Origin of the sequence: Flavobacterium sp. B183 (assembly GCF_023539155.1) — a bacterium.
Taxonomy (GTDB): Bacteria; Bacteroidota; Bacteroidia; order Flavobacteriales; family Flavobacteriaceae; genus Flavobacterium; species Flavobacterium tructae.
Genome location: NZ_CP097434.1, coordinates 880,377 through 902,707, shown reverse-complemented (window position 1 = coordinate 902,707; position 22,331 = coordinate 880,377). Strand labels below are relative to the sequence as shown.

At 36.9% G+C, this 22,331-nt stretch carries 22 protein-coding genes; 2 read left to right on the top strand and 20 right to left on the bottom strand.

Translation table 11 applies throughout. The features are described from left to right. The first annotated feature begins 79 nt into the window (after positions 1-79). Positions 80-580, top strand: coding sequence for a PAS domain-containing protein (locus M4I44_RS04080; protein ID WP_017495863.1), 501 nt, complete (start codon positions 80-82; stop codon positions 578-580). A gap of 139 nt (positions 581-719) precedes the next feature. On the opposite strand, the gene M4I44_RS04075 is transcribed toward M4I44_RS04080, so the two are convergent. From M4I44_RS04075 to M4I44_RS04025, 11 genes are all read right to left on the bottom strand, one after another. Continuing rightward, positions 720-2,324 (bottom strand): fumarate hydratase, encoded by a 1,605-nt coding sequence (locus M4I44_RS04075; protein WP_249966589.1) that lies wholly within the window; start codon positions 2,322-2,324, stop codon positions 720-722. Between the two features lie 71 nt (positions 2,325-2,395). Then, positions 2,396-3,127: a hypothetical protein gene (locus M4I44_RS04070; protein ID WP_249966588.1), complete on the bottom strand. Its 732-nt coding sequence runs from the start codon at positions 3,125-3,127 to the stop codon at positions 2,396-2,398. Positions 3,128-3,170: 43 nt separating this feature from the next. Further along, positions 3,171-4,610, bottom strand: coding sequence for a nucleoside recognition domain-containing protein (locus M4I44_RS04065; RefSeq protein WP_017495870.1), 1,440 nt, complete (start codon positions 4,608-4,610; stop codon positions 3,171-3,173). A gap of 110 nt (positions 4,611-4,720) precedes the next feature. Next, on the bottom strand, positions 4,721-5,791 hold the full coding sequence (locus M4I44_RS04060) for a winged helix DNA-binding domain-containing protein (protein WP_249966587.1): 1,071 nt from the start codon (positions 5,789-5,791) through the stop codon (positions 4,721-4,723). A gap of 14 nt (positions 5,792-5,805) precedes the next feature. Beyond that, on the bottom strand, positions 5,806-6,519 hold the full coding sequence (locus M4I44_RS04055) for a 3'-5' exonuclease (protein ID WP_017495872.1): 714 nt from the start codon (positions 6,517-6,519) through the stop codon (positions 5,806-5,808). Between the two features lie 140 nt (positions 6,520-6,659). Continuing rightward, the gene (locus tag M4I44_RS04050; protein ID WP_249966586.1) at positions 6,660-7,136 is read right to left on the bottom strand and encodes a methylated-DNA--[protein]-cysteine S-methyltransferase; all 477 of its coding nucleotides are present in this window, start codon (positions 7,134-7,136) and stop codon (positions 6,660-6,662) included. 188 nt (positions 7,137-7,324) lie between these two features. Next, positions 7,325-8,149, bottom strand: a complete 825-nt coding sequence (locus tag M4I44_RS04045; RefSeq protein WP_249966585.1) for an SDR family oxidoreductase — start codon at positions 8,147-8,149, stop codon at positions 7,325-7,327. A 70-nt stretch (positions 8,150-8,219) separates the two neighbouring features. Beyond that, positions 8,220-8,639 (bottom strand): SRPBCC family protein, encoded by a 420-nt coding sequence (locus M4I44_RS04040; protein WP_249966584.1) that lies wholly within the window; start codon positions 8,637-8,639, stop codon positions 8,220-8,222. Between the two features lie 11 nt (positions 8,640-8,650). After that, positions 8,651-11,056 carry a M28 family peptidase gene (locus M4I44_RS04035; protein ID WP_249966583.1) on the bottom strand — a complete coding sequence of 802 codons (2,406 nt, stop codon included), beginning with the start codon at positions 11,054-11,056 and terminating at the stop codon, positions 8,651-8,653. A 12-nt stretch (positions 11,057-11,068) separates the two neighbouring features. Continuing rightward, entirely contained in the window at positions 11,069-11,416 is a 348-nt protein-coding gene (locus M4I44_RS04030; protein WP_017495877.1) for a hypothetical protein, read from the bottom strand. Further along, the gene (locus tag M4I44_RS04025; RefSeq protein WP_017495878.1) at positions 11,413-12,942 is read right to left on the bottom strand and encodes a bifunctional GNAT family N-acetyltransferase/carbon-nitrogen hydrolase family protein; all 1,530 of its coding nucleotides are present in this window, start codon (positions 12,940-12,942) and stop codon (positions 11,413-11,415) included. The genes M4I44_RS04030 and M4I44_RS04025 overlap by 4 nt, the downstream gene beginning before the upstream one ends. A gap of 175 nt (positions 12,943-13,117) precedes the next feature. On the opposite strand from M4I44_RS04025, the gene M4I44_RS04020 reads away from it, so the two are divergent. Then, positions 13,118-13,447 (top strand): single-stranded DNA-binding protein, encoded by a 330-nt coding sequence (locus tag M4I44_RS04020; RefSeq protein ID WP_249966582.1) that lies wholly within the window; start codon positions 13,118-13,120, stop codon positions 13,445-13,447. A gap of 61 nt (positions 13,448-13,508) precedes the next feature. On the opposite strand, the gene M4I44_RS04015 is transcribed toward M4I44_RS04020, so the two are convergent. The 9 genes from M4I44_RS04015 to metG form a co-directional block, all read right to left on the bottom strand. Continuing rightward, positions 13,509-14,201 (bottom strand): DUF2461 domain-containing protein, encoded by a 693-nt coding sequence (locus M4I44_RS04015; RefSeq protein ID WP_249966581.1) that lies wholly within the window; start codon positions 14,199-14,201, stop codon positions 13,509-13,511. A 380-nt stretch (positions 14,202-14,581) separates the two neighbouring features. Continuing rightward, on the bottom strand, positions 14,582-14,770 hold the full coding sequence (locus M4I44_RS04010; RefSeq protein WP_017495881.1) for a hypothetical protein: 189 nt from the start codon (positions 14,768-14,770) through the stop codon (positions 14,582-14,584). 82 nt (positions 14,771-14,852) lie between these two features. After that, a complete protein-coding gene (locus tag M4I44_RS04005; protein WP_017495882.1) occupies positions 14,853-15,371 on the bottom strand; it encodes a ferritin in 519 nt (172 codons plus the stop codon). 95 nt (positions 15,372-15,466) lie between these two features. Further along, the gene (locus M4I44_RS04000; protein ID WP_249966580.1) at positions 15,467-16,912 is read right to left on the bottom strand and encodes a hypothetical protein; all 1,446 of its coding nucleotides are present in this window, start codon (positions 16,910-16,912) and stop codon (positions 15,467-15,469) included. Between the two features lie 49 nt (positions 16,913-16,961). Next, positions 16,962-17,591 (bottom strand): chloramphenicol acetyltransferase, encoded by a 630-nt coding sequence (locus M4I44_RS03995; protein WP_070906328.1) that lies wholly within the window; start codon positions 17,589-17,591, stop codon positions 16,962-16,964. Further along, positions 17,591-18,298: an HAD family hydrolase gene (locus M4I44_RS03990; protein WP_249966579.1), complete on the bottom strand. Its 708-nt coding sequence runs from the start codon at positions 18,296-18,298 to the stop codon at positions 17,591-17,593. Before M4I44_RS03990 ends, M4I44_RS03995 begins: the two co-directional genes overlap by 1 nt. A 229-nt stretch (positions 18,299-18,527) precedes the next feature. Continuing rightward, entirely contained in the window at positions 18,528-19,406 is an 879-nt protein-coding gene (locus M4I44_RS03985) for a DMT family transporter (protein ID WP_202702640.1), read from the bottom strand. A 144-nt stretch (positions 19,407-19,550) separates the two neighbouring features. Further along, entirely contained in the window at positions 19,551-19,826 is a 276-nt protein-coding gene (locus M4I44_RS03980; protein WP_249966578.1) for a hypothetical protein, read from the bottom strand. Positions 19,827-20,176: 350 nt separating this feature from the next. Continuing rightward, on the bottom strand, positions 20,177-22,234 hold the full coding sequence (gene metG, locus M4I44_RS03975) for a methionine--tRNA ligase (RefSeq protein ID WP_249966577.1): 2,058 nt from the start codon (positions 22,232-22,234) through the stop codon (positions 20,177-20,179). Positions 22,235-22,331 lie beyond the last annotated feature (97 nt).

The window sequence follows — 22,331 nt, the reverse complement described above, 5'->3', positions numbered from 1 at the left end:
ATCATGTAATTTGTTCTTTTATGATGAATTTTCTTTCTACCTTTGAGAGTAACAGTACATTAACATTGAATCATTCGCAATGAAAACGAATAAATTTGAAGAAGTTTCTCATCGTAATTCAGTCCCTATTATGGCTTGGGATTTTCATTGTGAACATTTAAAAGAATTAAAAGCGATTCTTACTGATGTAAAGAAAGTGAATAAAATTTCGAGTCAGTTTATCTGGGACGCCAAAAATCTGGAAATTGAAGAAAGAATAAAAAATGAAGTAGTTCTGGTTACCGATTTGGATTTGAAGATCATTTTTGCTTCAAATGGAATCAGAAAAATGACAGGTTATAAAGAAGAAGAGGTTTTGGGTAAAACTCCGAAAATGTTTCAGGGACCGGCTACTTCAAAAGTTGTGCTTAAAGAAATAAAAGAAGCCATTCAGCAGCGAATTCCTTTTGAAAAAACAATTGAAAACTACAGAAAAGACGGCAGAACCTATAAATGTAAAATCAATGCACATCCTGTTTTTAATTTAAAAGGACAGTTGTCTCATTTCATTGCTTTCGAAAGTGAAGAATTAGAGGGATAATAGGTTCATAGGTGCAGAGAGGCAAAGGTTCAAAGGATATACATAGTAAAAAAGAAAACCGCCATAAGGGCGGTTTTCTTTTTTATGTAGAATCAATCTCTGAACCTTTGCAACTTTGTGCCTTTGCACCTAAAAAAAGCTACAGATTTTCAAAAAAATCATTTCCTTTATCATCTGTAATAATAAAAGCTGGGAAATCTTTAACGGTAATTTTACGAACCGCTTCCATTCCTAATTCTTCGAAATCTACGACTTCAACCTTTAGGATATTGTCTTGTGCTAAAATAGCAGCGGGACCTCCAATAGAACCCAGATAGAATCCGCCATATTTTTTACAGGCATCTGTTACCTGTTTGGTACGGTTTCCTTTGGCCAGCATGATCATACTGCCTCCATGTTTTTGAAACTCATCTACATAAACGTCCATACGTCCCGCAGTTGTCGGTCCAAAACTTCCTGAAGCCATTCCTTCCGGTGTTTTTGCAGGCCCGGCGTAATAAACGGGATGATTTTTAAAGTATTCCGGCATCGGTTTACCTGCTTCCAATAATTCCATGATTTTGGCATGTGCAATATCACGGGCTACAATTACAGTTCCGTTAAGTTTTAAACGGGTTTTAATTGGATATTGTGATAATTTGGCCAGAATATCGGCCATCGGCTGATCTAAATCAATTTCAACAGGCGCTTCTAAGTGCGGAGCTGTTTCCGGTAAAAATTGCTTTGGATTTACTTCCAATTGCTCCACGAAGATTCCGTCTTTGGTAATTTTTCCTTTAATATTTCTGTCGGCTGAACAAGAAACTCCTAATCCAACCGGACAAGAAGCCGCGTGACGAGGCAAACGAATTACACGAACGTCATGTGTGAAATATTTTCCACCAAACTGAGCACCAATCTCACTCTCCTGACAGATTTTCTGAACACGCTCTTCCCATTCTAAATCACGAAACGCCTGACCGGCCATATTTCCTGAAGTTGGAAGGTGGTCATAATAACCCGCAGATGCTTTTTTTACAGCACTTAGATTCGCTTCCGCAGAAGTTCCTCCAATTACTAAAGCCAGGTGATACGGAGGACAAGCCGATGTTCCTAAATCTTTAATTTTCGTACGGATGAAAGCATCCATCGATTTATCATTTAATAAAGATTTTGTTTGTTGGTACAAGTAGGTTTTATTAGCAGATCCACCCCCTTTTGCCATGAATAAAAACTCGTAAGAAGTTCCTTTTTTGGCGTAGATATCAATTTGTGCCGGAAGATTTGAGCCTGAATTTTTTTCTTCAAACATCGAAATCGGAACAATTTGAGAATAACGAAGGTTGCGCTTTTGATACGTATTGAAAATTCCTTTGCTTAACCATTCAGCATCATCAACACCTGTAAAAATGCTTTCTCCTTTTTTTGCCATTACAATAGCTGTTCCCGTATCCTGACAGCTAGGTAACTGACCTTCGGCAGCAACAGATGCATTTTGTAATAAGTTGTAAGCAACAAAACGATCGTTATCTGTAGCTTCCGGATCGTCAAGAATGTTTCTTAGTTTTTGTAAATGGGTCGTTCGTAACATGAACGAAACATCGGTAAGGGCTTCTTCCGCCAATAATTCTAATCCTTTTGGGTCAACGGTCAAAACTTCACGTTGTCCAAATTGCTCTACTTTTACAAAATCAGAGGTGATTTTGCGGTATTGCGTATCATCCTTCAAAATAGGATAAGGGTCCTGGTATATAAAATCAATCATTGTTTTGTTTTTTACAAAGTTAGAAATTATTTACCTAAGAAAGAATTTGAATAAGGTGCGTTTTCTATCCTTTATTTTTGACTGTGGAAGTCATCAAAACTCATTTTTTTCTCAAAATAGGTTTGGTCTTCCTTGGTAAGCAGCTGCTTTTTCCACTGATTTCCAATCAAGCGAAAAACCATTGAATCGGAGTATTTAACTGTTCCCATATTTTCGTCATTGTCATCGGGTTCAAAGAAAACAGTTTTGCAGTAAAAGGAATCCGGATTGACTTTTGCAGAAGGATTTACAAATTCAACCCATCCGCCCCAGCCACTATCGGACATGCTTGACCATTCATGAACCAATTGTACGGTTTTATTTTTCAGATAGTATAAATAGTTGTTCTGATTATAACCGCAAGCAGGATATCCAAAACTAATATGAATGAACGGAGAGTTTTTAGTCGTGGATGAAGTCAATCCAAGAGAAGCTCCCCATTCTGAACCTTTTTCGATTCCTTTAATAGAGATTCTTGAAGAAACAGTTTTGGTTTTATTTTGGTAAAAATCAAGGTGGTAATTTCCGGTTACGATACTGTCTTTATCTGCCTTTTGGCTGATAAGATGTGCAAGAATATACTTGTTTGCTGGGGTTTCGCCCTCATCGTTAAGAGTTATTGTATCCGTTTTCAAGAATTTTTCTTTAGCGGGAATTGTGTTTTCAACTTTGTTTTCAGGATTGATACTTATTATCTGCGATTCGGATTTTGGTTTTTGACAGGCGATTACAAACGATAGAAGTAAAAGGTATTGTGGTTTCATGGTTTGTTATTTTTTAGGCTTTGATTAAAATCTTTTTTTGGGATTAAAAAAACCAGCTTGCCACAAAAATCGCAGCGATTACACAAATAAAATCAACCAGTAACATAGTGGTAAGCGCGTATCGGGTGTTTTTGATATTTACCGATCCAAAGTAAACCGCAATTACATAAAAAGTAGTTTCGGCACTACATTGGAAAATACTGCTCAAACGTCCGGTAAGGGAATCTGCTCCGAAAGTACTCATCGAATCCAGTAAGAATCCTCTGGAACCTCCTGAGCTAAAAGGTCTAAGTAATGCAACCGGTAACGCATTTATGATTTCGGAACTTACGCCGATACTGCTAAAGAGAAATCCAATTCCATTGCTTATAATTTCAAACAATCCGCTATTTCTAAAAAGAGAGATGGCAACCAACATTCCTAAAACATAAGGAAATATTTTAACTCCGGTTTTTAAACCATTGTTAGCACCTTCTACAAAAGTATCGAACATTGTAGTGTCTTGTGCTACAAATTTCTTCTCATGAATGAAGGAGAAAATGAGTGTAATTCCAATGATTCCAACCAACATCAATCCTGAAAGATTAGAAGTAAAATAGTTTTTTCCAATTAAATCTAAATGATTGACATAGAACAATAATCCTATGATCGCAGCAATAATAGCCATTAAAGCAAGTACCAATGAAGCACTTTTGAAATTTATTTTTTGCCTGATTCCCACAATCAGGAATGCTGCGACAGTTCCAATTAGCGAAGTAATGATACACGGAAGCATAACATCAGCCGGATTGGCCGCATTTGCTGCGGCGCGATATCCAATAATTGAAGTTGGAATCAGGGTCAGACCTGATGCATGCAGACACATAAACATGATTTGAGCATCACTTGCCTTGTCTTTTTCTACATTCAGTTCCTGTAAGCTCTCCATTGCTTTTAGTCCAAATGGCGTGGCAGCAGAATCTAAACCAAGGAAGTTTGCTGCAAAATTTAAGGTCATATAGGATATCGAAGGATGATTTTTAGGAACCGTAGGGAACACTTTGGTAAACATCGGACTTAGGAATCTTGCCAATTTTTCGGAAGCTCCGGAAACGATTAAAAGTTCCATTAATCCGCAGAAAAAGGCTAAGTAGGCAATTAATGGAATGATAATGTCGATCAAAGTACTTTTACAGGTTGGTAGTAAACCGTCTGATTTTTGTACACCACTGTAAATTTTTACCGTTTTGTTTTTGTAAACATAAGTAGTATCAGGATTTGTTAAATCCCTGTTTACAATCATGGTTTTATCTTCTTTTAAATCGATGCTGTCTCTCACAAAAGCAGGAATTTGCTCCAGATATTTTTCAGAAACCAGAATTGGGTCATCTTTTTGTCCGTTCAAAATAAAATCAAGCGTATAACTGTTGCCAGTAAACAAACTCACTACGACAAATAAAATTGAAGACACAAAAATAGCTAACCAAAATCTGCTCAATACCATAATTATATTTTTTTGTAAATGTAATTATTTAACCCTAAAACGCGCAAGGATTTTAAAGAGGAAACAGGAAGTATTTCATTGAAAGCAATTCGGTTTTGTGAAAATTCAAATTATTCGATTTGAATTTTGGTTCCTAAATAGTTTTCAAAAGGCTTAATGCCTTCAAAAAGAATTGCCTTTTTATGATTTTCTGTCTCGTTAAAAAATTGAGTTTCTATTTTGGCATGATCTTTTTTGATGGTGCGTTTCCAGGTTCCGATGACTTTGCTGTTTTCCAGAATTATAGGTTTGAAAATACCGTTGTTGGTAAAAGCCTTTGGTTGATGTTCTGGTAAAATGGATGCTTCTCGGGATTTATACGAGATTAAGATTTCATCAAAAGCCGGAAGAAAATGAATGCTTTCGTGGAAGTCATCTTCGGTAGAAATATCATTTTTGAACCAATACTTCTGATCCTCAATGGTAATAGAGTTTAATTGCAATTCGATTGCATTAATGATATTTTTACAGCTGGTAGGGGAGAAACCTGACCACCAGGAAAAGTCAAGAAGAGTAGCAGGGCCATGGCTTTCAAAGTAGCGAAGGGCTAGTTTTGCCAAGCCTTCCTCTTGGGTTAGTCTGCCTTGTGTTTTCGGAACTCTTTCTTCAAGTAAAGCATACGTCATTTGTTTTCCCTTCATTTTTCCGTTACAAACCAAACCATCGAGCTCGGCATACATCATAATAGGACCGCTTAAATGATCAGGACCAGGAGTTTTAGTAATGCTAAGTTCCTGCATGATTTCTTCACGGGTGAGATGATTGTTTCCTGCGAGTATTTTTTGGATAGCGGCATTAGTCTGATCTAGTTTCTTTGCATCATAACCGTATTTTTTTACATAAGAAGTTACAATGCGTTTGACTTGTGGGCCTGAAAGATCCAACATCCAGTAAATATCATCGGCAGAAACAAAATGCCAGGTAGGTCGTAAAATATGAGTTCGGATAATTTGTGCCGAATTGATAGCTTCTTCAATCGCTTTTTCTGAAGCATCGCAGCGGGAGCCGACTGCCCATTTTGCCATTGCATAGTCCTGAGCCTGCATTGCACCTAAATGCTGCACAATTTCTTGTGGTGTACTGTCAGTCGTTTTATGAAGTTTTTGAGAGATGAGCCTGAGCTGTGCTATTTTTGAATCCATTGTTTAAAGCAGTATTAGACATGAATGATTTCATCGTCAATTAATAAATCTTCACGGCGCAGGCGAAGAAAAATCTGAGCTACAGCTATGGTGTCTTTCTCACAATAGGTCACAATTCGGTCAATGTCTTTTTCTACATAAAAGACATGTGCAACCTGACTGCCGTCGATATCGCCTTTTGGAGAGGGAACTCCCAGAATTTTGGTCAATAGTTTTAAAGAGGTAAAGTGCTTGTAATCGCCAAACTTCCATAATTCTAAAGTGTCTAAGTGAGCTATTTCCCAGGGTTTTTTGCCAAATAAATTAAGCTTTTCCGGAATAGCGATCTGATTGATGATCATGCGTCGGGCAATAAACGGAATGTCAAATTCTTTGGCATTGTGTCCGCACAGCAGGTGCTGTGGTTTATTGAAATGATTGTTGAGGAGATTGTTGAAGTCGCGCAGGATTTTCTTTTCATCTCCAAAAAAAGAGGTTACCCTAAAATTTCTAACATCACCTTTGATGGTAAAATAGCCAACCGAAATACACACAATCTTACCAAATTCTGCCCAGATTCCGGCACGTTCATAAAATTCTTCGGGAGTAAAATCGTCTTTACGCTGGTATTGTGTCTTCTGATCCCAAAGAGACTGCATTTCTTCGTCAAGCGAATTGAAATTTTCCTCTTCCGGTACCGTTTCAATATCAAGGAAAAGAATGTTGTTAAGGTTAATTTTTTCAATCATTATGGAGACGTCTTATATTTTTAGGCATTTAGATTTATAAAAGTACGCAAATGATTTTAAAAATAAGAAATAGCTTATATTTTTAAGACTTCGATACTTTTTTACCTTCAGCTTTCGTAAAGGTATGTCTTGTTCAGAAACTAAAATAAACGCTGTTGCGTACTGGGATTCTCATGTTCCAGGAGCCATTTTTTGCGGGAAAGACCACCTGCATAACCTGTTAAAGAACCATTTGTACCAATAACACGATGGCAGGGAACCACAATCCACAGTGGATTTTTACCATTTGCTGATGCAACAGCGCGAATAGCCTTTACATCTCCCAGTTTCTTGGTCTGATCCATATAGCTGATGGTTTTTCCGTATGGAATTTCCAATAGTGATTTCCATACTTTTTGCTGGAAGTCCGTTCCTTTTGGGTTTAGTTTTAAATCGAAGTCGGTTCTTTTACCATCAAAATACTCCTGAAGCTGTGAAACGGCCTCTTCCAGAACTTTAGGAATGGTTTGCGAAATGTCATTGTCGCCAACATCAGAAACAGAGACAATAGCAATGCCGTCTTCATCTCCAACGATCTTAGTGATTCCTAATGGTGAATTGACATAAACTGTTTCCATAGTTTTAAACGTAAAGTTTTTACCGCAAAAGAGTAAAGGTTTATCGCAAAGTTCGCAAAGTTTTTTTTAAATGATATAAGTTAGGGAGGTAATTTAAGTTTTTTATGTTCGGGCAAACGATTGTTGTCCTGAGTGAAGTGGCAGGCTTATAAGTAGGTTTCGACTTCGCTCAACCGGATACGAGGCTTTTAGTAATGGTCCCGTCTAAATTGATAATTTAAAACCGATTCCATTTTTTTACTTGAAATGACCTTTTGAATGTTTGACTTTTCAGCTCTGAATTTCGGTGGATTCAGATTGTGTTCTTTTGCTTTTTGAGTATAGTATTCTTCTCTCGTTGGATGAAAAGGTGCTACAGCATTGAAAACTTCGTTCCATTGAGACTGATTTAGGATTGCCTCGATGATGGCAATACAATCGTTTTGATGAATCAGATTTACCGGAGTATCAGGGTTTTCAAGGTTTTCTTTTCCGGCCAGAAATTTTACCGGATGACGATCTTCTCCAATTAGACCGCCAAAACGCAATATGGTGGTTGCAAAGTTTTGATTTTCTTGAAGCAAAGTCTCCGCTAAAAGCAATTGTTTACCACTTTCGGTTTCCGGATTTGGGGGCGTATCTTCTGTGATCGTTGTGTTGTCGTTTCCGTAAACTGCGGTTGAACTTACAAAAAGTACTTTTTTTACTGTTGATTTTTCTATAAACGGAATTAGATTCTCCATTTTTCGAACAAATACCATTTCAGTAGAAGTGGCAACATTGGTTTTACTTTCTCTTAATTTGGGTGGAATATCGATAATTAAGATTTCACTTTCGGTTAAAAAATCAGTTATGGTATTGGAAATACTTTCGCTTTCAAGTGTAACCAGAAAAGGATTTATGCCTAATTCTTTTAAAATAGTAAGTTTACTTTCAGAAGTTGTCGATCCGTTGACCAGATGTCCTTTTGCGGTTAGTTTTTTAGCCAGAGGTAACCCCAGCCAGCCACAGCCTAGAATACTTATTTGTGTCATTTTGTGTTTAAAGCTGTAAAGCTATAAGAATTAAAATTTACCGATTTTTTGTGTCGATAAATGATCGTCTTTACGATTCGATTAAAGCTTTTAAAGCTTGTAAAATTGGGTTTTCTTCACCCTGAGGTTTTTCCTGAACTGCTCCGGGGCGATTGTCTTCCTGAACAATTTCGAGTTTTGTTTTCTGATTTTCTTCTGTTAAGACATAACTCATTACGAAGTAATTCTCGGGTTTGTCCTCTAATTCCGGTCTGGGGAAGAATAAAGAATATTTGATTTTCTGATTGGGGATAATCTCCAAAACAGTTCCCCATTGCTCAAAAACCTGACCCTCCCATTCGTTTCTAAATCTGATTTCATTACCAATTTTCCAGTCCGTGATTAAGTCACTGCCGTATTGCCATTGTTTGACCAACTCAGGTTGAGTGAGTGTATTCCAGACTTTTTCAGATGGAGCATTTAAAAGAACTGTAGAGATATTTGTTGCCATAATAAGTGTTTTTATTGTGGTTTTACAATTGGCTTTGCAATAGGTTTTAAGCTGTCTTTTTTTAGGACTGTACTGTCTTTCACTATTGCTGTAGGTGCAGGAACAGTTGCGGGTGTTGTGTAGCGTTTTATTTTTTGCTGAATGAGTACTGCATCATTGAGTACAAAAGGTGTTGGCATCATCCAATTACTTCTTGGTTTTACTTTAAGTAGCGGATTGGTCATCAAATCGAAAGAACTTTCAATTAAGTCCATATCCAGAGCCGTTAATTTGTTGGTGTAAAATTCCATGACAAGAGGTTCATTACCTACCACATAGTAACATAAGATTTTCATGCCGTCGCGTTCCAGACGATTTCCTTTCTGCCCAGAAGCTAAAACTCCATTAGCTTTGAAATTGAAAAAAGTCATTTTTGGATTGGCATAAATGTCATAACGATTTACCTTTCTGTTTGGGGTGATTTTTATTTTTAAATACCTGTTATTGCCAACCACACTGTCTTTTAAAAATGCAATTGTTGGTTTCGGTATGTCGACTACAGGAGCAATCGCACTGTAGGTAAAGCCTGAATTGTATTTACTGGCTATTGGTAATGTATTTAAGCCAACAGCGCTCTGGTTTTTTTGTCCTAAATAAGTTTTGGTCCAATCGTCAAGGTTAACATCATAAGTGGCCCAAAGAGCAGAGTTGGTATTGGCATTGTAAACGTACAGTAAACTGTTTGATTTTGCTTTTCCTGGTTCGTAATCGGAGTGGTATCCCGCATAGACAAAAAAGCCAATTGAAACAGCAAAGAAAAAGATCGTCCAGATCCCTTTTTTAGCAAACGTGCCAAATATCGGTAATACCAATGTAAAAAGTAATACAGTTAGAATAGCGCTTACAAAGAGTATTTTTAATCCTAAACCAACCGGAAACATCACAATAAAGGGAGCGATGATAACAAATGCCGGAATACTAAACAGTAGATTGAGTCCGAGACTATAATGTTGAGTAAGAACAAAAATTCCGAACAGGAGTATGCCGAAGTATACCGGTATGATCAGAAAACCTGCACCGGTCAGACTATTAGCTACAAATGCATTAATGATGATCCAGAGCAGCAACGGTGCTACAAAATGATTCATGGTAATTTTAGCTTCTGAAAAATGATGGTAGAAGGCAAATGAAATAGCGATACTTAGTGTTACAAATGCACCAATATAAGCATGACCGTTGTAGGTGAATCCATTCAATAAATCAGAATATTGCGGATAAATCTGTAAAACAATTTTCCATCCTAAAAAGGTTACCACACCAGCTATGATAAGAGATCCCAATAAAGGAACAAATCCTTTGAATATTTCTCTGAAAGTGATAACACGTTTTGCTTTTCCTATAAAGATGAAAATAATCAACAATCCCAAAGCAATAATTGTCATTGGCCATACCCATGAAAAAGGATAATTAATGAAGGAGAACGGAGCGGTAAAGTACACATCATCCTCTGTTGAAGTTGTAGTATTTAAATCTACATTGGAAAAATATTTTAATAAAGGCATTAAATAAGTTCCTTGATGAGCCAGAGTCGTTTTGTTCAGGTGCTGAACATCATCTTGTTGTGTATGATAATTGTAGTGACCGTCTATAAAAGCAAAGTTGAATCCCTGTATGTTTCCTTGTTCTCTGAAAACCGTTAAATCGGTATCATTTGGAAGCATTTTGTAGATGCTGTACATAAGTGAATTGGAAACCGGGTAAGTAGTTTTTGCATTAGAAAATTCTTTTACCAATGCTTTGTTTCCTTTATTGGTTTCCATTAACATATAACTTGGACCTGAGGATCCTCTGGCCTCAAAATTAAGAACCAAACCTACATCTTTTGCCCACGGATGGCTGTTTACAAAAAGAGCCGCACCATTTAATCCCAGTTCTTCAGCATCCGAAAAAAGAATGATAATGTCATTTTTATGCGGTTGTTTTGCATATAAAAAAGCACGAATTCCTTCGAGAATAGTGGCAACACCTGAAGCGTCGTCACTTGCCCCTTTTGAAAAAGAATGTGGAGCACTGTCGTAATGGGAAAGAAGTAAAAGCGCCTTGGTATTGTTGGTACCCTTTATGCGGGCAAGAATGTTTTTTGATTTTACAAGAAGTCCTCTATCATTTAAAGTAAAGCCTTCCTGAACACTGGTTTCCAAACCAATTTGGTTCAGTTCAAGTTTAAGATAATTGGCTACCAGTTCATGATTGAGAGAACCCACATAGTGCGGTTTCTGCGCAATAATTTTAACTTGATTTAAAGCTCTGTCCGTAGAAAACTCAGCAAGAGCCTCATCTCCTTTAGAGATTACCTGTGGCATCATTGTGGCGTATATAATGCCAAGAATAGCAAGAATGCAAACTATGGCTAGAATTGAGGTCTGGTTTTTTTTCATGGTAGATAGGTACTATATTTCTTTTTTAACAAGCATAAAATAATCATTATCCAAAGAGCGATATCCTTGGTCATACAGAAAATAGTAGGTGTTTCCTGTTTTGGTCTGCAAGATATTGGTAAAGAAATCGAAATCAAAACCTTTGTTTGTCATTTTATCCCTTGTTGCTTTAGATTTCCCGTTAGGGTTTAGTTCGCTCAAAATTCGGTAATTTTTTCGTAATTTATTGTTTACATTACGCATGAAATTTGTACTGTCTTTATTTATTTTATTATTGTAAGCATTTCGACAGCTGTCTGAGCAGAATTTCTTGTCTTCCCTGCCTACAATTTTTTCAGAGCATTCGAGGCATGTTTTCATGAATCTATCTTTTTAACTTCGTACAAATCGGTTCTTCGATCTTTTAACGTGCGTACACTTCCATGTTCGTGTAGCTGTTTCAGCAGGTTCAGATCAACATCAACTATAAGAGTCATTTCTGTATTTGGCGTTGCTTCGGCTTTTATTCCATTACTCGGAAAAGCAAAATCTGAAGGCGTAAAAACAGAGGCCTGAGCATATTGAATATCCATATTGTTTACTTTCGGGAGATTGCCTACGCAGCCGGCAATAGCGACATAACATTCATTTTCGATGGCACGTGCCTGCGAACAGTGTTTCACTCTGGTGTAGGCGTTTTGAGTATCGGTTAAAAATGGCACGAACAAAATGTTCATTCCCTCGTTGGCCATAATTCTCGAAAGCTCCGGAAATTCAACATCGTAGCAAATCAGAATACCGATTTTTCCACAATCAGTATCAAAGGTTTTAAACTGAGAGCCGCCTTTCATTCCCCAATGCTGTACTTCATTTGGAGTTACATGAATTTTAGTATAGATTTCCGAAGTTCCGTCTCTTTTACAAAGAAAACCAACATTGTAAAGGTTTCCATTGTCCAGATAAGGCATGCTTCCGGTAATGATATTGATATTGTACGAAATGGCAAATTCCTGAAAACGCTTTCGGATAGGATCTGAATATCGGGCCAGTTCACGAATGGCTTCGGCTTCCGATAAATGATTGTAATCGGCCATCAAGGGAGCTATAAAAAGCTCAGGGAATAAGGCAAAATCACTTCCATAACCCGAAACGACATCGATAAAAAATTCGGCCTGCTCAAAAAATTCTTCAATATTGTTAAGCGGACGCATTTGCCATTGAATCAGTCCCAAACGGATGACACTTTTCTCGAGGTTAATTAATTTTGGACTTTCGTCGTAATAGACATTGTTCCATTCTAAAAGTACCGCAAACTCTTTCGACTCTTCATCGCCTTCAAGGTAATTTTTAATGATTCGCAATACATGAAAGTCATTACTTAACTGAAACGAAAGTACCGGATCGTGTAATTCTTTATGTTTTACCTTGTCGATATAATTTTTTGGAGTAAGCTTTTTAGAATGCTGGGCATAGTTTGGAATTCTGCCGGCAAAAACGATTGCTTTTAGATTTAACTGTTCGCAAAGTTCTTTTCGGGCATCGTATAAACGTCGGCCTAAACGTAAACCGCGATAATTAGGGTGAATAAAAACATCGATTCCGTAGAGGATCTCTGCATTTTTATTATGGGTCGAAAAAGTATGGTTTCCTGTTGCTTGTTTGTAATTATGTCTTTTGTCGATTAGCTTTTCATCGACAATTAAGGATAAAGCCGATCCTACGACTTTTCCATCTGCCAGTATAACAAGCTGTCCTTCTGGAAAAATAGAAAGTAGTCTTTTAATATCGTCCTCTTTCCAGTACGAATCTGCCATTTCGGGATACGATTCTACCATAGAATCTTTTAGCTGCTTATAGTCATCGAATTCCAAATTTCGCAATTCGACTTTATTGATTTTGGTCTGCATATCGTAAGGTTTCTCTCAAATATACAAAATAAATTCCATTTACAAACGGTTACAAATAGTTACAACCGAAAGTAAATAGTTGTCTACCGGATAATTGCTTGCGTTCGTCAGATCTTTGTCCTGTTGAATTTGATGAACGAATTCATTTTATACTAACATTTAAATATTATACGCCATGAATGCAATGAAAAACAGAGTACAGTTAATTGGGAACGTAGGAAACGATCCGGAAATTAAAACATTAGAAAACGGTAGAAAATTAGCACATTTGAGTATCGCTACCAATGAAAAGTATACCAATGACAAAGGAGAGAAAGTCGAACAAACCGAGTGGCACCGCGTTACAGCCTGGGGCAAAACAGCCGAAATAATCGAAAAGTTTGTCGTAAAAGGGAAAGAAATTGCTGTTGAAGGCAAACTGACCCACAGAAGCTACGACGACAAAAACGGAGAGAAAAAGTTTATTACTGAGGTAGTCGTAAATGAAATTTTACTATTGAAGTAAATAGTATTGACGGTCGATAATCTAAACCGGACAGGTTTCAAAAACCTGTCCGGTTTGTATTTTATAAAATGGAAGCACCATTAATATCTGTCGTTAATATTTCACTCATATAATCAAAAAAGGGTCTCATGTTTTTAAAAGTCGTGAGAGCCTGTTCCTGAAAAAGAGGACTCAGTACTTCCTCATCAGTAAAACGTCTGATAAGCAGAAACGATTTGTAACGGAGTAAATCTATAGCTTCGTGGTTTATGTCGTAGCCTTTGGGAGCCGTTTTAAGTTGCTCTCCCTGCAAAGTCCCAAAAGTGCTGATAAATGATTCTGACTGTACTATTTTCCGCATGGCTTGAGAATCGTGACCAAATTCGGCTCGGATGCGTTTGAGATCTGCCGCGTTTGGCCCCCAAAAACCACCGGCCAGAAAACTATTTCCTTTCTCGAGATGAAAATAATAACCGCCGCGTCTTTCTTTTGTTGCTCTGGTATAACTGCCTCCCCAAAAGGTTTTAAAAGGAGTTTTGTCTTTAGAAAAGCGAATATCACGATAAATTCTATAAACGCTTTTTTTGCCTGAAGCTGTCTCCAGAACATCTGTTTTAGAGAGTTCCTGAAGCAAAGCACCTGCAAAGATTTCAATATGATTTAGTTCGATTAGATATTCTGGTTTATGTATCTCAAACCAGGGCTTGTTGTTGTTTTCTTTAAGCAGAGATAAAAAATCAAGACTGGATTTGGGTATCGTAATTTGGTTTTCCATAAGTAATGCCACGTCTTTTTGAGGATCTATATTAAAAATAGGGAAATTAGTTTTAACCGTAGTAATAAAAACGGATATCAACAAAGTTACACAAACATTTAAGTATTGCACGAGTCAATTGCAAAAGTTAAGATTTTCTTCCGCATTGTAACACAGATGACGCGGATTCGTTTCACGAAGACGCGGATGGGAACAGATTTTTAAAAAGGATAAAGTAGAGTATGGTCAGATTACGTATTTCATATGATACAAAAGATCGGTTTTCATCCGTGTTTTCGCATAGCGAATCAGTTTAATCCGTGTTCTATTGAACTTTTGTTTGTAAAGAGTCTGTTGTTTTAAATTAAAAAACCCACCGTTTGGTGGGTTTGTATATTTCGTTAAGCAGTTTTTTTGAATAAATCAAACATAGGACAACGTGAGCAACGTTTCTTTTCGCTTTTTTTGTATTTCTCACAACAAGAAGATTTACAGTTTTCCAACTTCTTAATGTTCTCAAGGATAGCAGCTTTATTTTTCTTTTTCTTCTTATCCTTTTTTTTGTCCTTGTCTTTTTCTTTCTTGCTCAATTTTCCTCTGTATTATAAAAACAGAGACAAATATAAAAGAAAAAAGTTATTTTTAAATGTTCTAAATAAATTTTAACTTTTTTTATTTTGGGTTGATAGCGATCGAACTTGTAACCGTTAATTGTTGAATATCACGGTCGAACAAGTATAGTCCACCTTTGTCATCTCCAATTAAGTTAATTTTATCTAAGATTGACTTAGCTGTCGCTTCTTCTTCGATTTGTTCAGAAACATACCATTGTAAGAAATTATGTGTTGCATAATCTTTTTCTTCAAAAGTAATGTGTACCAGTTCATTGATTGATTTTGAAACAAAAAGTTCATGGTTGTAAAGTTCCTCAAACATTTCTTTGAAAGTCGAATAAGATGTTTTAGGCGCTTTTAGATCAGTAATATGAGCGTGACCTCCGCGTTCGTTTACATACTTTATTAACTTTAGCATGTGCGCGCGCTCTTCGTCTGACTGTGTGTACATAAATTGCGCAATTCCTTCCAGTCCGTGTACTTCAGCCCAACAAGCCATAGAAAGGTAGGTTTGCGAAGATTCTGCCTCTATGCGGATTTGCTTGTTTAAAGCTGTTTCGATATTTTTTGATAACATAATATTTCTCTTTTATGTAAAGTTAGAGAAAATAATCCATTCCCTTTTTTTTCAAACCTGAAAACATCAGACATTTGGATTAATTCTCAATAAAATTAAGGCCTTTCAAATGAAAATGGTTTCGAAAAAACAGCCTTATCGATGATCGGGTTTTGTGTTTCATTTTCCGGGAATCCATCGGTAAATTTTCGCATCTGATATTGTTTTAAAGCAGTATCGTAGTATCCTAAAATATAATAATCATCAAATCTAAAAATGTTATCCAGAATCGCTTTTCTATTGTTGTTTAAAAAGTAGTACAAGTTGTCAAGCGCCATTGGTGCCGGATCTTTGGCAACAAATTCTGATTTTTGGTTTAAAGCAGTTTCAAAAAATACGGTTTCGTCATTTACGACTGGCAAATAATCCCAGGTAAAAGTGTCATTCATGACGGTGTAGTAAGCTCCGCCAACACGTGGAGTTCCGCCGAGTGTCATCGAAGTACTAATTCCATTGTTATAAAGAGATAAACCTATTTCTAATGCACCTAGATGTTGTAGAAAACGTTTTGTGTTCCTCAATTCCCGTGGTTTTCTTTCACCGCCTTGCTGAACAAGGAAAGGAGAGGTTTTAAATCGAATCGTATCTTCCTTTGTAACTCTGATATTTTTTATGAGTTCGCCCGAATCATAATTTTTAATGTCAAGAACCAGTTCATCCTCATTGGCATTGATTTGATAAAGCTTCCTTTCATGATAGAACGAGTTGCTTATTTTGCGAGGCGTCTTAATCTCTGATTGGGCAATTTTCTTTTCAATAACATCCTGATTCTCTAGATTGAGATCAAAAAGCTGTGTTTCTTTCGGATTATGATCCAGCGTCAGGATAAGATGATTGTCCTCGAGATAAATTTTACTTTTTTTAGAAGCTTTGTCTAAAGGGGTATAATCTTCCGGATCAATTTTTATAATCGGATTTTCTTTGATGAGCTGTGAAAAGTTTACAGACTGGCCTTTTTTGTTTTGAAAGGTAAAAGCAGAGAAATCAAATATCCGCTCTTCTACAATTCCGTTTTTAAAAACATAGGCTGTTAAAGTATGACTTGTGAGTTCTTTAGATAACAGGTAGAGTAGATTATTGCTTTGGAATTTAGCAACGATGTATTCACTCGAAGAAGGATATTGAAATTTTAAAATCTTATATGTTTTGGTTTCTAAATAATACTTAACAACCAAAATTTCCGAGGAATCTTCGGAAGCCCAATAAAGTGTAGGGTTTCCGTCTTCACTAAAACTATAACCCAATATCGATTTGTTTTCAAGATTGGCACGTGATACTGTAAATTCGTCCTTTAAAAATAAAGCGTTATTGTATTTTAAAATGGTAAGATTCTGAGTATTTGTGGCAAAAACAAATACATCGTGCGTTGCCTTATTTTCGACATTAACGATTGTATTGTTCTGATCGTACCTTTTTAAATCTAAAGGATAAGATGCCAACACTGTCTGACTCAACAGCGTTGACTGATAGGTTACTAACAAGAAAAGGAGTAGTTTTTTCATATGCTTTTATCGACAAAATTATTCCAAATTTAAACCTCTTGTGTGCGAATTACTGATTCATTAATTCCTGAAAATAGTCTACAAATTGTCCCATGTGTAATCCGTCCATTAAGGCGTGATGCACATGAACAGACATTGCGATGGTTCTTTTTCCGGTTGGTGAAACCATCATTTTTCCGAAAGAAACCTTTGGACAGCTGTCCGGAAAGGTAAAACTGCGGGCATGTGAAAGTGACGTAAAATTCAACCACGGAATTGCCGAGAAGTGAATTAAATTATCATTTTCAAAAGACCTTGTAAAAAGTCCCGTGGTATTCTGTATGCGTTCTATTTCCTGTAGAGCCGTTTTTTCGAAGGTTTTAAAATCAGGGTGGTATTCTATAAATGAAAATCCGAAAGTACCGTCTTCACGTCCGATGGTTGCTGAGGCATCGATTTGGTCATTGATGTAAATCTGATCTCCCGAAATTCGGTATCTAAAATTTTCGATTGCATTTACGGCAACCAGTGTTTTGTGCAAATAATAAATAAAAAAGGACGATTCGAGACTTTTGGCCGTTTCGTAGGCCTGCGTACAATCAATCTCGACGGTAGCCCCAAAAAAGGGTTCTTCCATTTGAATGAAGTGTGCAAAATGCTCTTTTCTATTCCAGTTTTCTAAGTCTAAAAGTGTTTTCATTACAATAAGTTCTGAAGGATTTCAGTGATTTTTTCAAACGAACTAAAATGTTCGTGTTCTATTTTGTGACTGATTTTTTCATGCTCCCAAGTGGTGTGAAACGGAATATGTACAGCATAGCCGCCAATGCCTAAAACCGGAAGTACATCTGATTTTAGAGAGTTTCCGATCATTAGGAATTCCTCTGCCTGAATCTCTAAACGTCCTAATAATTTCGTATAATCAATTTCCTGTTTGTCTGACATTACTTCGATATGGTGAAAATAATGACCAAGTCCTGAGCGATGCAATTTGCTGTGCTGGTCTTTCAGATCGCCTTTTGTGGCTACAACCAGTTTGTACTTTCCGTGTAGTGTTTTTAGGGTTTCTTCGACGCCATCAAGCAATTCAATTGGTTTTTCGAGTAATTCTTTTCCGTATTGGATGATTTTTTCGATAACCTCAATCGGAATGGTGTTGTTGGATATTGTCATTGCAGCTTCGAGCATCGACAAAATATAGCCTTTGATTCCGTAACCGTACAGTGACAGGTTCTCAATTTCGATTTTGAATAGTTCCTGCGAAATTCCCTGATGCGAAAGATAATCTTCCATCAAAGCGCAAAATTTATGTTCGGTTTCCTGAAAGTAAGGTTCGTTTACGAATAAAGTATCATCGGCATCAAATGCGATTACTTTTAAATTGGGTATTTTGTTTTTATGTAACATAATGTTTTTGTTTCAGGTTTGAAGTTTTTCTTGTTTCAGGTTTTTTTGCCACGAATTCACGAATTTTAATGCCACAGATTAGAATGTTTTCAAAGATTTAAAAAAAATCCGCTCGATCTGCTAAATCTGCGAGAGTATTTTTTAGCCACGAATTCACGAATTTAATGATTCAGATGAATAAATAATCTGCGAAAATCTGCAAAACCAGCGTTATCCGCGGGCCAATGACTTAGAAAAGCTTTTTTAATGAAATCGTCTTATCATAGAACGTAATTCTAATTCCGAACAGTAAAATGATTCCGCCGAAAACCATTTGTAAAGTTATTTGTTCTTCCAAAAACAACCAAGCTAATATCGAAGTAATTACGGCCTGACTCAATAAACTTAACGAAACTCTTGTGGCGCGCATGTGCTGGGTAGCATAACTGATGGAAAGCCAGGCACACAATTGACAAATTACAGCCTGAAGTGCCAGTACAAACCAACCCGTATTGGAGAAACCTGCAAAAGGCTGATCCAGGGCATAACATAGAATTCCTAAATAAATACTCGATGCCAGTAAGCTGATAGTCATAAAAGATAAAACATCGATTTCAGAGAGTGCTTTTTTGCTTACCAATAGATAAATCGAATAAAGAATACCCGATAAAACCGCAAACAAAAAGGCTTGATCAAAATTCAAATCCATGAAAAACTCAAATCCCACCAACGTGACCATTCCGAATAAGGAAACGACAGTTCCGATCCAGAAATTGGTGGCAGGTCTGATTTTTAGAAAGAAAAAAGAACCAATTCCAACCCAAAGCGGTGATAAATTAGTTAGCAAAGATGCCTGAGTCGCACTTGAATCCTGAATAGCAATATTCCAAACCGCAACGTCCGATGAGAACAGAATTCCGCAAAGTACTGCTAATAGTATGAATTTGGTTTTCGGAAGTTTAAAGCTTTTAGTAACCAGTACATAAGGTAAAAGCAAGAGTACCGCAAAAAACATTCTGTAAAAAGCCGAGATTAATCCCGGAGCCAGTTTTAGTTTGACTAATATTGGAAAAATTGAAATACAAAGTATTCCACCAATTAGGGCCAATCTTGGTTTTGTGAGTTTCATTTAATCTAAATATTGAATCGGAAAGTGGGTTTTTGCTAAGATCTCACTTTTTTCTTGAATAAGAATCAAATTATTGATTTTTGTAAAGTTTTTAAAAGTGAAACGCGTGAATCGATTATCAATTTCACGCGTTTAAGAGAGTCTTTAAGCTGTACCAATTTCACTGCAGGCCTGTGCTATTTGTTGATCCGAGAAAGGATCAAGTGTCTGTGTCAGCATTTTAATGGTTTTCATACAGCTTATCATTTTAGTGCGCAGATCCTGGTTGTCACCAATTTCTGTTTCCAGAATTGCCTCGAAAATCTCTGACAAATATTCCGGTTGTTCTCTAAATTCTCCTTCCATCCAAAGAAAGGAAAGAAATTTTGCCACCGCTGGCAGTACATCTTGTTGTGTTGGTTTTTGATTTTCTCTTTGCATATCGAAAATATTAAACGCACGAAACCCCCGCTTTAGATGTGCAAAAATACCCCAGAAGGATAGATTTCCCGAGTTTCCATAGGGCCATCATGGCGAGGGTTCGCTTATTGTTAACTTTTAATAAAGTTCAGAATTACTTCTGAAGTATTTTTGCAAGACAAACTTACAAATAAAAAGTAATCGAAAACATTAAAACGTGTTAAAATTCGTACAATTAAATATTGGAAGAATTTTAGTTTACCGTTTTTTATAGCAAACCCGACAGGTTTTAAAAACCTGTCGGGTTTATAAATTTCTAAATTTAGAAAATTAGCACATTATCAAATTGCCACATTTTCTAATTAAAATAATTAGTTTACCGTTTCCCCATTTGGAGCATCGGCATCCGGATTGATGAAAACCAGTTTTCCTTCGGCATTGGTTGTCATCAGGATCATTCCCTGACTTTCTACACCACGTAAGGTTCTTGGCGCTAAGTTGGCTAAAACCGAAACACGTTTTCCGATAATTTCTTCCGGTGAAAAGCTTTCGGCAATTCCTGAGACGATTGTACGAACGTCAATTCCGGTATCCACTTTAAGTACTAAAAGTTTATTGGCTTTAGGCATTTTTTCGGCTTCCAGAATAGTTCCAACACGAATGTCCATTTTGGCGAAATCTTCAAACTGAATAAGATCTTTTTGTGGTTCAGGTTGTTTGCTTTCGGCAAGATTTGCGGTTTTTGTCGCTTCCAATTTGTCTATTTGTTTTTGTATTTCTTCGTCTTCTATTTTTGCAAAAAGTAATTCGGCTTCACCAATTTGATGTCCGTCAGGAATTAATTCTGGATTTTCAGTAACATCATTCCATTGCAATTTGCCTTCATTTTTCAGGATTCGGGATAATTTAGCGGCAGTAAAAGGTAAAAACGGTTCCGCCAAAATGCTTAATGCAGCAGCAATTTGAAGTGCTACATACATTTGAGTTTTTACGCGCTCCGGATTGTCTTTCATTACTTTCCAAGGCTCTTCGTCGGCTAAGTATTTATTTCCTAAACGAGCCACGTTCATCAACTCACCCAAAGCTTCACGGAATCTGTATCGCTCTACCGAACTTGAAATTACAGCCGGATATGCTTTTAGTTCAGCCAAAGTAGCTTCGTCAACTTCAGATAATTCGTTTGGTTTCGGAATAAATCCGTTGTAATATTTATTGGTTAAAACCACCACACGGTTGATGAAGTTTCCGAAAATAGCAACTAATTCGTTGTTGTTTCTTGCCTGGAAATCTTTCCATGTAAAATCGTTGTCTTTGGTTTCCGGTGCATTCGAAGTTAAAGCATAACGTAAAACGTCTTGTTTCTCCGGAAATTCTTCTAAATATTCGTGCAGCCAAACCGCCCAGTTTTTAGAAGTCGAAAGTTTGTTTCCTTCCAGATTCAAAAACTCATTTGCAGGAACGTTGTCCGGTAAAATATAGCTTCCTTCGGCTTTAAGCATCGCCGGGAAAATGATACAGTGAAAAACAATATTGTCTTTACCAATAAAATGAACCAGTTTAGTGTCTTCGTCTTTCCAGTAAGGTTGCCAGTCTTTTCCTTCGCGGGCTGCCCATTCTTTAGTAGACGAAATATAACCGATAGGAGCATCAAACCAAACGTATAATTTTTTTCCTTCGGCACCTTCAACCGGAACGTCAATTCCCCAGTCAAGGTCACGCGTTACGGCACGAGGCTCAAGCCCGCCGTCAACCCATGATTTTACTTGTCCGTAAACATTCGGTTTCCAGTCGTTTTTATGTCCAACCAAAATCCATTCGGTTAAAAACTCAGTATATCGATCTAAAGGTAAAAACCAGTGTTTTGTTTCTTTTAAAATTGGCGTTTCTCCGGTAATTGTCGATTTTGGATTAATCAAATCGGTAGCATTCAATGTCGATCCGCATTTTTCACACTGATCTCCATAGGCTTCCGGATTGTCACATTTAGGGCAGGTTCCTACCACAAAACGATCCGCCAGAAACTGATTGGCTTTGGCATCGTACAATTGTTCGGTTACTTCTTCAATAAAATCGCCTTTATCGTACAAGGTTCTAAAGAATTCCGAAGCCGTATCATGATGAACTTTAGCCGAAGTTCTGGAATAATTGTCAAACGAAATTCCAAAATCAGCAAATGATTTTCTAATAATTCCGTCGTATTTATCGATAACTTCTTGTGGTGTAACTCCTTCTTTTTTGGCTTTCATCGAAATTGCAACACCATGTTCATCGCTTCCACAAATAAATGCAACGTCTTTTCCTTGTAAACGTAAATATCTCGAATAAATATCTGCAGGCACGTAAACCCCCGCCAAATGCCCAATATGTATAGGTCCGTTGGTGTAAGGTAAGGCTGCCGTGATAGTATATCTCTTTGGATTCTGTATCATAACTCAATTTTATTGAGTGCAAAAATAAGCAATAGAATTGAGATTTTGTTATTGCGCGGAGTTTCACAGAGAAAAAGCACAGAGATTCACTGAGTTT